Origin of the sequence: Pantoea sp. OXWO6B1 (assembly GCF_001641135.1) — a bacterium.
Lineage (GTDB): Bacteria > Pseudomonadota > Gammaproteobacteria > Enterobacterales > Enterobacteriaceae > Pantoea > Pantoea allii.
Window position 1 is genome coordinate 1 of record NZ_LWLR01000004.1, and the last position, 12,961, is coordinate 12,961.

17 protein-coding genes are annotated in these 12,961 nt (G+C 59.4%); 5 read left to right on the forward strand and 12 right to left on the reverse strand.

Annotated elements, in window-relative coordinates:
- Window positions 1-475: 475 nt before the first annotated feature.
- The 8 genes from A6A26_RS23825 to A6A26_RS23865 form a co-directional block, all read right to left on the reverse strand.
- Window positions 476-1,345, reverse strand: a complete 870-nt coding sequence (locus A6A26_RS23825; RefSeq protein WP_063881264.1) for a DUF4942 domain-containing protein — start codon at window positions 1,343-1,345, stop codon at window positions 476-478.
- Window positions 1,346-1,404: 59 nt separating this feature from the next.
- A complete protein-coding gene (locus A6A26_RS23830) occupies window positions 1,405-1,623 on the reverse strand; it encodes a hypothetical protein (RefSeq protein ID WP_063881265.1) in 219 nt (72 codons plus the stop codon).
- Window positions 1,624-2,399: 776 nt separating this feature from the next.
- Window positions 2,400-2,795, reverse strand: coding sequence for a DUF1380 family protein (locus A6A26_RS23835; RefSeq protein WP_063881266.1), 396 nt, complete (start codon window positions 2,793-2,795; stop codon window positions 2,400-2,402).
- A 54-nt stretch (window positions 2,796-2,849) separates the two neighbouring features.
- Window positions 2,850-3,272, reverse strand: coding sequence for a DUF1380 family protein (locus A6A26_RS23840; RefSeq protein WP_063881267.1), 423 nt, complete (start codon window positions 3,270-3,272; stop codon window positions 2,850-2,852).
- A gap of 42 nt (window positions 3,273-3,314) precedes the next feature.
- A complete protein-coding gene (locus A6A26_RS23845; RefSeq protein WP_063881268.1) occupies window positions 3,315-3,761 on the reverse strand; it encodes an antirestriction protein in 447 nt (148 codons plus the stop codon).
- 460 nt (window positions 3,762-4,221) lie between these two features.
- Window positions 4,222-4,452, reverse strand: coding sequence for a hypothetical protein (locus A6A26_RS23855; RefSeq protein WP_063881270.1), 231 nt, complete (start codon window positions 4,450-4,452; stop codon window positions 4,222-4,224).
- Window positions 4,453-4,486: 34 nt separating this feature from the next.
- Complete coding sequence (locus tag A6A26_RS23860; RefSeq protein ID WP_063881271.1) at window positions 4,487-5,131, reverse strand: DNA methyltransferase; 645 nt, start codon at window positions 5,129-5,131, stop codon at window positions 4,487-4,489.
- 326 nt (window positions 5,132-5,457) lie between these two features.
- On the reverse strand, window positions 5,458-5,796 hold the full coding sequence (locus tag A6A26_RS23865; protein WP_063881272.1) for a hypothetical protein: 339 nt from the start codon (window positions 5,794-5,796) through the stop codon (window positions 5,458-5,460).
- Between the two features lie 209 nt (window positions 5,797-6,005).
- Here A6A26_RS23865 and tnpA point away from each other — a divergent pair, with 209 nt between their 5' ends.
- From tnpA to A6A26_RS23880, 3 genes are read left to right on the forward strand one after another with little or no spacing between them, the layout of a single operon-like run.
- A complete protein-coding gene (gene tnpA / locus A6A26_RS23870) occupies window positions 6,006-6,608 on the forward strand; it encodes an IS66-like element accessory protein TnpA (protein WP_253851956.1) in 603 nt (200 codons plus the stop codon).
- On the forward strand, window positions 6,605-6,952 hold the full coding sequence (gene tnpB, locus A6A26_RS23875) for an IS66 family insertion sequence element accessory protein TnpB (protein ID WP_063881273.1): 348 nt from the start codon (window positions 6,605-6,607) through the stop codon (window positions 6,950-6,952). Before tnpA ends, tnpB begins: the two co-directional genes overlap by 4 nt.
- Window positions 6,953-6,971: 19 nt before the next feature.
- On the forward strand, window positions 6,972-8,552 hold the full coding sequence (locus tag A6A26_RS23880; protein WP_063881274.1) for an IS66 family transposase: 1,581 nt from the start codon (window positions 6,972-6,974) through the stop codon (window positions 8,550-8,552).
- 186 nt (window positions 8,553-8,738) lie between these two features.
- Here the strand turns inward: A6A26_RS23880 and A6A26_RS23885 are convergent, their stop codons facing one another.
- On the reverse strand, window positions 8,739-10,376 hold the full coding sequence (locus tag A6A26_RS23885) for a methyl-accepting chemotaxis protein (RefSeq protein WP_063881275.1): 1,638 nt from the start codon (window positions 10,374-10,376) through the stop codon (window positions 8,739-8,741).
- A gap of 493 nt (window positions 10,377-10,869) precedes the next feature.
- On the opposite strand from A6A26_RS23885, the gene A6A26_RS23890 reads away from it, so the two are divergent.
- Window positions 10,870-11,265, forward strand: a complete 396-nt coding sequence (locus tag A6A26_RS23890) for a VOC family protein (RefSeq protein WP_063881276.1) — start codon at window positions 10,870-10,872, stop codon at window positions 11,263-11,265.
- A 159-nt stretch (window positions 11,266-11,424) separates the two neighbouring features.
- Here the strand turns inward: A6A26_RS23890 and A6A26_RS26200 are convergent, their stop codons facing one another.
- Both A6A26_RS26200 and A6A26_RS25685 read right to left on the reverse strand, forming a co-directional pair.
- Complete coding sequence (locus A6A26_RS26200) at window positions 11,425-11,556, reverse strand: hypothetical protein (RefSeq protein WP_256393290.1); 132 nt, start codon at window positions 11,554-11,556, stop codon at window positions 11,425-11,427.
- A gap of 36 nt (window positions 11,557-11,592) precedes the next feature.
- The gene (locus tag A6A26_RS25685; protein WP_156506714.1) at window positions 11,593-11,730 is read right to left on the reverse strand and encodes a hypothetical protein; all 138 of its coding nucleotides are present in this window, start codon (window positions 11,728-11,730) and stop codon (window positions 11,593-11,595) included.
- Window positions 11,731-12,095: 365 nt separating this feature from the next.
- Here A6A26_RS25685 and A6A26_RS23895 point away from each other — a divergent pair, with 365 nt between their 5' ends.
- Window positions 12,096-12,410, forward strand: a complete 315-nt coding sequence (locus tag A6A26_RS23895) for a hypothetical protein (protein WP_029571277.1) — start codon at window positions 12,096-12,098, stop codon at window positions 12,408-12,410.
- Window positions 12,411-12,676: 266 nt separating this feature from the next.
- Here the strand turns inward: A6A26_RS23895 and A6A26_RS23900 are convergent, their stop codons facing one another.
- Entirely contained in the window at window positions 12,677-12,901 is a 225-nt protein-coding gene (locus A6A26_RS23900; protein WP_253851958.1) for an XRE family transcriptional regulator, read from the reverse strand.
- Window positions 12,902-12,961 lie beyond the last annotated feature (60 nt).

Genomic DNA, 12,961 nt, shown 5'->3' on the forward strand with positions numbered 1-12,961 from the left:
GGACTCATACGGGCGAACACAACCCCTGAGGAAAGCAGGAACCCGCCGCAATGGCGTTGAGCGCGGTTGCGAAACGGCGTTGCCCCTTACATCCCGCCGTGTGTTGTGGCGGGATGCACGGAGCGACGTGTACGGCGCGACTGAGCGGCGCAGCCGGAACGGCTGCTGCAAGCGAGAGGTGTTGCGTCCGGATGGAAACCCGCTGCCCCGGAACGGGGCCGGGCAGAGACGGCCTGCCGGCTCTGTGCGAAGCATGACAGCCGACCGGACGCCCGGTGAGACAGCCCTCAGGCACGCCGCAACGACGATCTGAAGGGAAAAAACCAACCTGGCAAAAACATGCCCTTATAACCGGCCCGCAGCCGCAAAGGGAAAGAGAGTGGCGCGCCAGCGCCGCTCTCCTTTCCTTTGCCGCAGGCCACAGGGGTTTGCGCTCGCCCGGACGACTGCGGGGGTCGGTTCCCCCGCGATCCGGTCAGACGGCTGGCGGCAGTGCGCCCGGATAGTGACGCGCCACAATGTCATTCACCTTTTCCACCAGGTCAGGCCGCGTAAAGGTGACGTGCGCAGAACCTTTTTTGAAGGCGCGGACGGTGAAATAGGCACAGGTCAGCACCTCACCCAGATTCGACGATCGGGCATTGATAAAATCGGCCAGATGCGCACCTTCTGAAACCCGCCAGTCCGGCACGGTTTTGCCGTCAAGCAGCCAGAACGGACGGGCAAGGTCATTTAGCCGCTCCTGCCCGTAAGTGCGCACGGAAAACCAGCGGTTTGCGTGGTTGTCTATCACGCCACTGAGGATCACGCGTTTGCCGAGCATGCAGGGGTTATTGGTTTTGTAGTCCCACGACAGTTTGCGGAACACGTCGATGATCCCCTGCTCAAAGGTCGCAGCTTTATTTGCGTTGAGGTGGCGGAATGTGGCGATCACGCTGTCAAAGCTGATTTCAGGGCAATCCTCGCCGTACAACTCCGCATCCCAGACTTTTTTCTGCTCTGCGCTCATCAGCGTCAGCATGCCGGTGTCACGCATAAGCCGATCCCATATCGGGCGATCGGCAAGGCGGCCAATCTGGCGGCGGAGGTTTTCACTCGCCTTGTCACCACGTGCCGAACTGAGGCCGGATTCGATGATGTCCTTCATGCCGTAAAACCATTCGCGCCCGGACGCCTGCGCAAACGCGGCCTGCGCCTGCTGTATCAGGTGCATACCCTGCATAAACCACTCCACGCCGCTGTTGCGCTGCGCGATTATGCGCTCAACCGGCACGGACGGGATGAGTTCGCCTGCATCCTCAAAACAGTGCATATCGGCGGTGAGTGCGGTCGTTGTGTCTGTCATGTTTTTCTCCTTCCTGTACGCCGCTGCGGGGCGGCGTGTCATATTGTTAAGGGGGGTGTTCATGCCTGGTGCTGATTCGGTGTTTCTGCTTCTGCCTGTGCCTGTTCTGTCACGTCCTCAGGGTCACCGAGGAACCAGCCCTTTACAGGCCTGAATTCCTCGATAAACCGTCTCTGCGCGCGCTTCGCCGTCACAGCCTCGACGCGTGTAAACAACGGTAACGAGCCTTTTTCGTCGCTGCCGAGAAACGCAACTTTGTAGATACGCTTTGCCTGCATCTGCCTGAACCTCTCTCCAGTCTGTTAAAGAACCATCATCCGCTGAGTTGCCGGGGCCGCGGTTTTGACGTTTTGCGGGGAACTGCTGCTTGCTCACCAGGTTGTAACCTTCACCCGCTTGAGAGCCGTACGCCGCAAAGGGCGAATCAGGCACGGGCCGGTGCAGCTGTCCGGGCGCGAGCGGAAAAATTTTTGGCCAGACAAAAAATTTTCCGGCGAGAGGCTTCAGCCGTCCCTGGACAGCCAGGCGGTTTGTGGCTGTCTCAGCCCCGGCGTACGGACTCATGCGCGTGAAAACAACCGGCAGCAGGAACCCGCCGCAACGGCGTGAGGCGCGGGCGCGAAACGGCGTTGCCCCTTACGTCCCGCCGTGTGTGATGGCGGGATGCACGGAGCGACGTATACGGCGCGACTGAGCGGCGCAGCCGGAACGGCTGCTGCAGGCGAAAGGTGTTGCGTCAGGATGGAAACCCGCTGCCCCGGAACGGGGCCGGGCAGAGACGGCCTGCCGGCTCTGTGCGGAGCATGACAGCCGACCGGACGCCCGGCGTAAAAGCATTTTTTTCGGGTCACACGGGCAGAAACCGCTGAGTCGCTCACGCATCACGACAGAAAGGCCTGAAAAAATGGCGGCAAACGTCGTGCTGAAGAATACTCTTGTCAGAGGCGTTACGGTGGCCGCGCCGTCAGGCGCGCCCTGCCGTTTCGCCGCCGCAGGCGAAGGGGTTTCGCCCGGCCAAAACCGGCAGCGGGCCTCCCTGCCCTGCTTACCGCCGTTACTGATTTAAGGCGTGGTAAGCCCGTCTGAGCGCTTCTTCAATGGCGCTGGGATCGTCATCGCCCCCCGTATTCAGTAAGCGCTCCACGGCCTCGGTCAGAACAGCCAGATCGGACGCGGTGACAGTCACCGGCCGGTTACGCCGTGTGGCAGCGTAGCGGATGCCGCTGGCAATCACGCGAAGAGTTTCGGCACCCACGCCCGCCTCGTGTTGTGCATCCCTGTCCCATGTTGAGAGGTCGCACACGATTTCGGCTGCGGTTTCCTCCGTGATGTGCTCCTCGCTGAGTACCTTCATCACGTCCTCTTTACGCCAGATGATCAGCGTTATTTTTTCCTCGCCCTGAAATTCGGTTTTCAGGCGGTGGCAAAGCTGACTGACGGTTCCGTACATTTTTTGACTCCTTACGGGGGGCGGCTTCACCGCCCCCGCGCTGTCACTGGGTTGTTATTTGTCTGCCTGCGCTCTCAGCGCGGCGCTGACACGTAAAAGCGCCTGTGTTTCGTGTGGATACAGCCGCGCGGCCGCCCCCTCCCCGCTCTGTGCGTCCTCAAGACGCATAAAATCCCACGCCACCCTGAGCGCAATTTCGAGTGCGGCGGCGGGCACCGTCGCTTCGCGGGCCTGCCTCTCTTCCTCACGGATGTTATCCAGTACCGCCTGGAGCGTTTCCAGGCTCACGCCGTATTCGTGCTGATCGCTAATCCCGTCGATTTGCTGCAAAATTTCGTCGGCGGTTTCGTCGTTGATCTGTGCGCTATCCAGCACGTCCCGTACGTCCTCTTTCGTCCAGATAATCAGCGTCATGAGTTCGTCGGATTTGTAGCGCTGGCGCAGTTGCTCACAGATTTCGTTAACGGTTCCGTACATAATTTTTCTCCTGTGAGGGGCGGCCCCGCCGCCCCGTTGGTTTCAGTCAAGGGCGCAGAAAATCGCGGCGGCTTCGGGATGAATTTGGGCAAATGCGGTCAGCTGGCGGTAGCGACGGCAGAAGTGCGCGCACAGCTCCTCGTCGTCGTGGCGGTCATACAGCCAGCTACGGTGATTCAGTACCAGCGCCGTAATGATGATCCCCGCCGCGTCCGAACTGATTTCAAGGTCGGTCCAGACGTGGGGGCTGGAAAACTGCCAGCGTTCTTCTCCGGCGGGCTTCATGTAGCCGCCGCCGTGGGGCACGCCTGGCACCCTTACAAAGTCCCACACCGCTCCGTCATAGTTGGCCAGGTATCGATCGGCGTAGAGGTAGACGTTGTTTTCTGCACGCATGAAGTCGTGGCCAAACAGCGCAGGAAGAAAATGCAGCCTTTCAGCATCCGCCAGGACAGACGCTGGCGGGTAAACGTGGAATTGTGTGTTCATCAGACATCTCCGCAGTCAGAGGGGATTACCGTTACGGCCTGTGCCGTGCCTGAATGACAGCCCGACGAAAAGCGGAGTGATCAGGAGCGACGACGAGGCCGCAGCGCAAACGAGCGGAGCCGTGATTACGCACGGCGCTGACGCGAATATTGAGCGGAAGCGCGACGGAAGTAAGCGCGGCGGAGGGAGTGCGAACGGGGGAGGAGTCGAGCGGAGCGATCTCTTGATCACGCAGCGGTCGGGCTAGAGTGAAGGCACGGCACCGGCCGCAGACCGCACGGACCTGGTTTTCTGCCCTCCCCCGCCGACAGGCGGCATAAAGCGGCGCGCAGCAACCTCCTGACTCTCAGTTGTCCACAGCACGGTGAATAAACCGGCCGGAACCCTGTGGATAAAAGCGCCGCGGCGGCAGTACCCGCGAACTGAAAAGGAGTGGTCATAAAATGACCACTCCGGCATCTTAATTCAGGTGGCTGCGCATCAGGGCGGCGCGCCGGTAAAGCTCAAGGAGCTGTAAATCGATATCTTCAATCAGCACCCCCGCCATTTTCTGCGCCGGCGAGGCGCCGCGGTACAGGTTGCGCTTTACCATGTCCCGCAGCCGCAGGTGAAACTCGTAAAGCGATTCCTCCAGGTCGTTCACGTCGTCGGTAAGCTGGGTCAGTTCCGTATTTGGTGTCTGGTCTGTCATGGTGCTGTCCTTCTGGTCAGGTTAAGGGGAAAAATCAGGCAGCCCGGGCGGCGCGAAGTTCGCCGATGCGCTTAAGGCCGGCGGCGTGGTACTGCTCCAGCAGTTCGATCCCAATCCAGCGCCGGCCGCACTGGTCCGCGGCGACGCAGGTCGAACCGCTCCCCGCGAAAGGGTCCAGAATCAGGTCACCGGGCTGCGTGAAGGACTCGATAAGCGGCCGCAGGACGCTCACCGGCTTTTCGGTCGGGTGGTGTCGGTTGCCCGTGTACTGCCAGGGGATCACGTCGGGCAGCGGGTTTGCCGGCAGCGGCGGGCGCCCTTTGGCCAGCACGTAGGCATTTTCGTGCTGATACCCGACAAATGCCGATTTCGAGGCGTAGGTTTTGGTGAAAACGAGGTGCCCGACGACGCGGAAACCCGCCGCCTTCCAGGCCTGCATGAAGACGTCGATGCGGTTCCAGCCGTAGAAGCTCACCGCCAGGCTGTTGTTTTTCAGCACCCGGAACATCTGCCGGCTCGCCGGCAGCACCCACTCGTCGTTAACGTCATTGGCAATCGAACGGCCGGACCGGTCCTTAAAGCCGACGAGGTATGGCGGGTCGGTGAGGATGAAATCAATACTCGCATCCGGAAAGCCGGCCATGATCTGTACGCTGTCTCCACGCATGAAACGGGACATAATTCTGCTCCTCACTGTCAGAGGGCACCCCTGTGGTGCCGTGACCGCCACACAGCCGGGCGACCGGCTGAGCAGACAAGGGCGGGCGCGAAGCCGCACGCGCCGCCGGAGCGGACTGAATGTGCCGCGCACGGCGGGGAACGGGTGAGCAGACCGGCGAAGCTTCACTTGTCTGAGAAGCAGCCCGGCTACCGTGAGGGCACGGCACGTTGCATCGGCCGGTTTTCGGCCAGCGGACGGGAAGCGGCAAAAAAGGCGGAGCGAAGCGACTTCATTATCCCTTACTGAAGAGATGCCGCCGGTCGGGGCGGCATCGGGGTGAAAGGTCAGGGCCAGTAATCTTCCCACCGGCAGTCGCACCGGTCACAGATGACGGGCGCATCCGGCGTGCCGCTCACCGCCCACTCATCGAGGAACCGCAGGCCGGTCAGGGTGTCGGCCTCCCGTTCATCAAGCAGGACGATGCTTTTGAGCCAGACGCTGCCCCGGTCAAACTGCCAGTAGCAGCCCTGAGAGCAGACGGGCCGCTCCGGTGGCCACCAGTTTTCACCCATCCGCTCGCACGCCGCCTCAGCCAGAGCGAAGTCACTCCCCTGGAGCAGCATGTGATACTCGTGTGAGGTGCTGCCCACCTCCTCCTGCCAGCTGACAAGCCAGGAATTCATACGTCACCGCCCTGTTTCATTTCGCTGATGGCCCGTTCCAGATGCCACCAGTTGAAACCCTCATTCGCGTCATGCCTGTCTTCAGCAATCTCCATCGCCGCTGCAATTTCTTCCCGCGTCAGCGCCGGGTGTAAGCGTCACATCCACACCGTCTTCCATTTCTGCCCGTGTTTCCTACCATGGACACTTTCACGAACATGGACACTACCGTGGACAGAAACACGCCTTACATCAGCAGACCCTGGATCACTACAGCACTCAGCCTGCGTTTTAACGACGCCCTGACCTACCGTGAAATCGCTGAGCAGCTGAATATCAGCACTTCCGCTACGCATAAAATGTTCAAGCGTTTTCGCCGTACGGGTATTAACTGGCCGCTGCCCGAAGACTACACGCCGGAACGGCTTGATGAGGAGCTTTACGCTTTCAATCTGGAAACGAATCTGCCCGTAAAAAAGCGGCGCCCGGACTGGCCGCTGGAGTTCAAAATCCGCATGGCGGAGCTGAGCCTGCAGCCGGACGCCTGTGTGGCACAGCTGGCCCGGGAGCACGGGGTCAACGATAACCTGGTGTTTAACTGGCGCAACCTGCACCGTCAGGGCCTGCTGGACCCCGCCACGCGCGCCGGGATGATACCAGTCATGGTTGAGCCTTTTCCCGTTCCGGTCAGGCAGAGCAGTGGGGTTCCGGATTCGCCCCCCGTTATCAGCTGTAAGCTGACGCTGCCCGGCGGCACCCTGAGCCTGACCGGCCCCGTGACACCGGACTTGCTGCGGGCGCTGGTCAGTGAGCTCCGTGAGAGTGAGGTATGATTAGCTTTCCGTCAGGCGCGCGCATCTGGCTGGTTGCCGGCGTGACAGACATGCGCTGCAGCTTCAACGGGCTGGCGGCGAAGGTGCAGAACACGCTGCGGGCAGACCCGTTTGGTGGCCATCTGTTTATCTTCAGGGGCAGGCGCGGCGATATGGTGAAAATCCTCTGGGCCGATGCGGACGGCCTGTGCCTGTTCACCAAGCGCCTGGAGCGGGGGCGCTTTGTCTGGCCGGTGAACCGGGACGGCAGGGTGCACCTCACGCAGGCCCAGCTGGCGATGCTGCTGGAAGGTATCAACTGGAAGCATCCGCAGCGGATAAATCCTCCTGGCCTGCGCATCTGAACCGGCGTAATGTGAATGCATGGAACGCTCACTCTCTGCAGAAAACGCCCGGCTCAGGGCGCTGCTGGACACGCAGCAGCGAAGCCTTGAGCAGATGGCCGAATACAACCGCCTCCTGTCACAGCGGGTGGCGGCCTACGCCAGCGAAATCAGCCGCCTGAAGGCGCTGGTTGCGAAACTGCAGCGCATGCAGTTCGGCAAAAGCTCCGAAAAGCTGCGTGAGAAAACGGCACGTCAGGTGCGCGAGACTGAGGATCGCATCAGCGCCCTGCAGGAGGAAATGGCGGAGGTCCTGGGTGAGCAGCATGACCCGGCACTCCCGCAGCCGCTGCGCCAGACTTCCGCCTGCAAACCTTTACCGGCCTCGCTTCCCCGTGAAACCCGCACGCTGACTCCGGAAGAAACCACCTGTCCGGCGTGCGGCGGAGAGCTCAGCGCGCTGGGCTGCGACGTGTCGGAACAGCTGGAGCTCATCAGCAGTGCCTTCAGGGTTATCGAAACGCAGCGGCCGAAGCTGGCCTGCCGCAGGTGCGACCACATCGTTCAGGCCCCCATGCCGTCAAAACCTCTTGAGCGCAGCTACGCCGGCCCCGGCCTGCTGGCGCGCATTGTCACGGCGAAGTTCGCCGAACACACGCCTCACTACCGACAGTCGGAGATATACAGCCGCCAGGGCGTGGAGCTGAGCCGTGCCACGCTGGGGCGCTGGTCCGGCGCGGTCAGCGAACTGCTGGAGCCGCTGTATGACCTGCTGCGCCAGTACGTACTGATGCCGGGTAAGGTGCACACCGACGATATCCCGGTCCCGGTACAGGAGCCTGGCAGCGGCAAAACGCGCACTGCCCGTCTGTGGGTGTACGTGCGGGATGACCGCAACGCCGGGTCGCATCTGCCGCCGGCGACATGGTTTGCATACTCACCGGACCGGAAAAGTATCCATCCACAACAGCATCTTGCCGGGTACAGCGGCATCCTGCAGGCGGATGCATACAGTGGCTATAATGCACTTTACGAAGACGGCCGTATCACGGAAGCGGCCTGTATGGCGCATGCCCGGCGAAAAATCCACGACGTCCATGCCCGCACGCCGACCGGCATCACCACCGAAGCGCTCCGGCGCATCGGTGAGCTGTATGCCATCGAAGCAGAGATACGCGGCAGTCCGGCAGACGAGCGGCTGGCAGCCAGAAAAGCCAGAAGCATTCCGCTGATGCAGTCGCTGTACGACTGGGTGCAACAACAGATGACAATACTGTCGCGCCACTCCGACACGGCAAAGGCATTCACGTACCTGCTGAAGCAGTGGGACGCGCTGAACCTTTACTGCCGTAACGGATGGGCGGAAATGGACAATAATATCGCGGAAAACGCATTGCGGGGCGTTGCCCTGGGCCGGAAGAACTGGCTGTTTGCCGGTTCAGACAGGGGCGGAGAACGTGCTGCTGTTCTGTACTCACTGATCGGAACCTGCCGGCTGAACGGCGTGGATTCGGAGGCGTGGCTGCGCTACGTGCTCAGCCACATTCAGGACTGGCCAGTGAACCGGCTGCGCGATCTGCTGCCGTGGAAGGCCGATCTTACCTCCGCTGTTTTGACCTGACCCGGTTATGGCACAGAGCTGAATTTAATCTGACAGGCTGCTCTGTGCCAGAGCGGACATTGCTAACACCAGAATGTACTGATATGCGGGGTACTGGTCACCCGGTCTGCTCTCCTGCCCCCTCCGCCGGACCGGAGGGGTTTCCATTCTTATTCAGAATCTGCTGAATGAGGCGCAGTGCTGTAATCAGAAATGTGTCCAGCCGTCGTCTTCGGTCTCCACGCGGGCTTTAACTGCCGCACCCGCAGCTGGAGCGGGCGCATGAACAGCGGCAGGTTTTACCTGGCTGCCCAGGCTGAACACAGACACGGCCTGCAGAAGTAACTCCGCCTGTTCCCTGAGGCTCGCGGCTGCGGAAGCCGACTCTTCTACAAGCGAGGCGTTCTGCTGGGTGGTCGTGTCCATTTCAGTGACGGCAATCCCCACCTGCTCAATTCCCCGGGCCTGTTCCGCACTGGCCGCGTTGATTTCCTCCACCGTATCCGACAGCTTCCCGACCGCCGCGAGGATACCTGACATGGTTTCAGAAGCGTGAACCACCCGTTCATTGCCCTGTCCCACAGTATCGGCATTGGCTGCAATCAGCTGGCGTATTTCACCCGCTGCCGAGGCGCTGCGCTGCGCCAGCGACCTGACCTCACTTGCCACCACCGCGAAGCCCCGGCCGTGTTCGCCGGCACGGGCCGCTTCCACGGCGGCATTCAGCGCAAGGATATTGGTCTGGAAAGCGATGCCGTCGATAACGGCCGTGATTTCAGCGATGCGCCCGGAACTTTCGCTGATGGATTTCATGGTGCCACTGATGGCTGCGGTAGCCTCACCGCCTTTGTTTGCCACATCACGCACGCTGACAGCCAGCCGGCCGGCCTGCCGGGCGTTATCTGCGTTGTTTTTTACCGTCATGCCGAGCTGCGTCATGGTTGCGGCCGTCTGCTCAAGCGCGCTGGCCTGTTCCTCGGTACGCTGCGAGAGGTCAGTATTGCCCTGGGCAATCTGGGTACTGGCTGATGCCACGCTTTCTGCATTGCTTCTTACCAGGCTGACTGTGTTAATCAGTGAGTCCTGCATGTCACTGATGGCCGACAGCAGTGTGCCGGTCTCATCTTTCCGGTCTGCCCGGACGGTACCGCTCAGGTCTCCGCGGGCCACCCGCCGGGCAGCCTCAACGGCCACATTGAGTGGACGCGTGATACTCCGGGTGATAACCCAGGCGGATACCGCGGCCAGGAGCAGAGCAACCACGCCGGCAGTGACTAACATCATCAGCGCAGCGGTGCGTTCCTCGCGCGCCTGGGCGGCGGCTGAACTCATGCGCGCTTCCTGAAAGGTCTGCATTTCCTTGAGGGAAGCCATAAAGTCTCCCTGCGTCTGATAGCGTGGACCAAAAAGCAGCCGGGTGGCCTCATCACTTTTGCCCTGCTGCGCAAGTGCCACCACTTCATCGATGAAGGGCAGGAAGAGTTCTCCATGGGCTTTGAGGCGGGTAAAGATTTCGGTTCCCTGAGGGGTGTTGACCTGCTTACCGATAAGACTGATGAGACTGTCCACCTCGTGCCTTTCACCCCGGTAATCGCTGATGGCTTTTTCCCTTTTAGTGACGTCGCTGAGAAGAATCGCATTCCGCGCAAGGCGGCTCATGTCTGAGGTGTAATAGCGCAGCGAAAGTGAAGAGGAGGCCTTACTGTAAAGACTGCCGGATATCTCGTCGTTGGTGCTACCGAGAGAGTTTATTTTAACGATGCCGATGAGCACCATAAACATGACAAGGAGTGCCATAAAGCCGAAGGCGGCACCGAGCCGGATTCCTATTCTGATATTGTTCATACGGGTTCCATGGTGTAAGGCGCCAGCATGAAAGCATGGTGCTGACGAAAAAAATCACTCCCGTTTAACGGGAGGATACTGGTATGAAATGCCGCAGCATCTAGCTGCAGCACTGTTATTATCGGCAGTGGTCAGCAAAGGTTCACCCAGCCAGTTTCTTTGCCTGAGACTCCGGTCACCATGATGCAGATGAGGCGAAGGGTCAGAGTATTAGTCCAGGGCCTGGTATTAATGACAGGGACTGGCTGAATCTGCTTCAGAGGGAGTAGCTAATCAGCACGCATGTTTAGTTATACGGGTTTCCGGCAGCATAAATGCTGCATACGAGGCATTTATTTGTCTGTTTCATCGCCGTACTTTTTTTCAGCCTGAACGTCCGATTTGTGCCATGAACGGACGTAATTATTCTGGCCTCATCTATGCAGCTAATAGAGTTAGATTGTGTTAAAAAGTTGTTTCAAGACAGCCGTATCTGAACCCTGATGGAGCAAAAATGAGAACGCAAAAAAAATGCATGGGTTATGTGGCCATCGTGGTCGATGACTATGACCGCGCAATTGATTACTACACCGACAAGCTGGGCTTTACGCTGGTTGAAGACACGCCACAGCCTGGCAAGCGCTGGGTTGTGGTGACACCGAACCCGGAGAGCGACTGTAATCTACTCCTGGCTCGTGCTTCAAACGAGCGGCAGGAAGGATTTATCGGCAACCAGTGCGGCGGTCGGGTTTTCCTGTTCCTGCAGACTGACGACTTCTGGCGCGACTATAACGCCATGAAGGCAAAAGGCGTCAACTTCTGTCAGGAGCCGCGAGAAGAGGAGTACGGGATGGTCGTTGTGTTTGAGGACATATACGGCAACCGTTGGGATCTTTATCAGAACAGGTAACACAAAAGCTCTGATGGTCAGGTTAATTAGACATAAGCGGCCCCAAAACCAGGTCCGCTTTTCGCGCAAAGCAGCCCCTCTCTAATTGATTGTGCTAAATCAACAAAACCTATCAGCTAAAGTCTGAGCTGATGCACCTTCATGCGAGTGTCAACACGGTCAATATGCGACGCTTACCGCCGGGTCAATGCTGAGGAAGTCATCTGCCAGCCAGAAGGTGCCGCAGCACAGCTCGTCATCCCCGCTGGTATCGAGGCGCGCCTTAAATTCACGTACCGTCATTTCTCTCATGTCGTTTTCCGGCGGGGCTTCCCCCGCCGCCTCCTGTCAGCCACCGTAGTGCCCGACGTTGTTGATAATCCAGTCCGGCCCGGTCACGCTGACGTGACCGTCCTCATTCTCTTCTCCCCACTCCGGCGGGCTGCTCAGGCTGGGCATGATTTGCTCCTCAGTCAGTGGTTGCACGGCCTCACCTGCTCCGTGCCGCCACAACAGCCGGGCGAAAAGCGGAGCAGTCACGGGGGGACGCGCAAGCCGCACGCGCCGCCGGAGCGGACTGAATGTCCCGCGCACGGCGGGGAACGGGTGAGCACGACGCCCTTGACGGCGACGCGGCCCGGCTAACGTGAAGGCACGGTGCAGGCCCTGGAAAAAGGAAGAGAACAATTCATGAGTAAGGGAGGCGCTCCGGTGCCAGGCGAAGCGGGGCGCCGGAAAAAAGCGGAGCGCAGCGACATCCTTCGTCGCTGAAGCACAGAAAGTTTCTGGTTGAGCCTGTCGTTGAATGCTAAATTTCCCGGATCGAACCGGGTTAAGACAGGGAAATGACGATGTTAAAGGCGCTTGTGACAGGAAAATTTAGTCTGGCGAAAACATTCTGGGGATGGGGATTCGGCGGAACCGCGCTGATTGTGGCCATCAGCAAGGCGGGTGTATATGCAGGCCATTACTGGGTGATCCCGGTGAGTCATGTACTGCAGGCCCTGCTTTCACTGGCGGTGCTGTCCGGCCTGACGTTCATCCTTAAGGAGAAGCACTCCTTTCTGAGTGTCTTACTCGGCGGCATCGCTTTTGCCATTTTTCTGGCGCACTTCATCCTGAGCGCAATATTTGCCGTGCGCTTTTCGTCTGTGATTTTTTTCTGATCACCGGCAGGCTTTAAAATAAGATGGAATGCTTCAGCTAAAAAACCTGACACAGTGTATCTGTGCCAGATGACATTCAGGACCGGCGTCTTACCCCGGTCCTCTCAGGAGAGGGCTGCAGATGAAGCCGATAACGCCCTCTTACAGACTGACAAATTTTTTGAGTACCACTGCGCGGTACGTTGTTTATCATGAATGTGCTGTGAGTTTCCAGAAGCCTCATAAGAGTAGTCACTTGTCCTTTTTGCCCGGTTATCCGGGCTTTTTTAACTCCCCTGACTGAGTTTCCTGAGTTCCGACATCGCCTGACGGACCATCCAGAAGCCGGGCGAGTAAAACACGCGGCCCAGCTTCTCCGCCACGGCAGGCGTGACGGTCAGTCTGTCCCGCAGAATAAGCCTGACCTCATGCTCCTGCAGCCTGGAACGCCGGCAAAACTTGTCCACGCTCATATCGTATTCGGCCAAAACGCCCCACTGATTCATGCTCATCCATAAAAGCTCCCTTCATCCGTGATTTTCACCCGAGCATAAAACATGCACCTGCCCTGT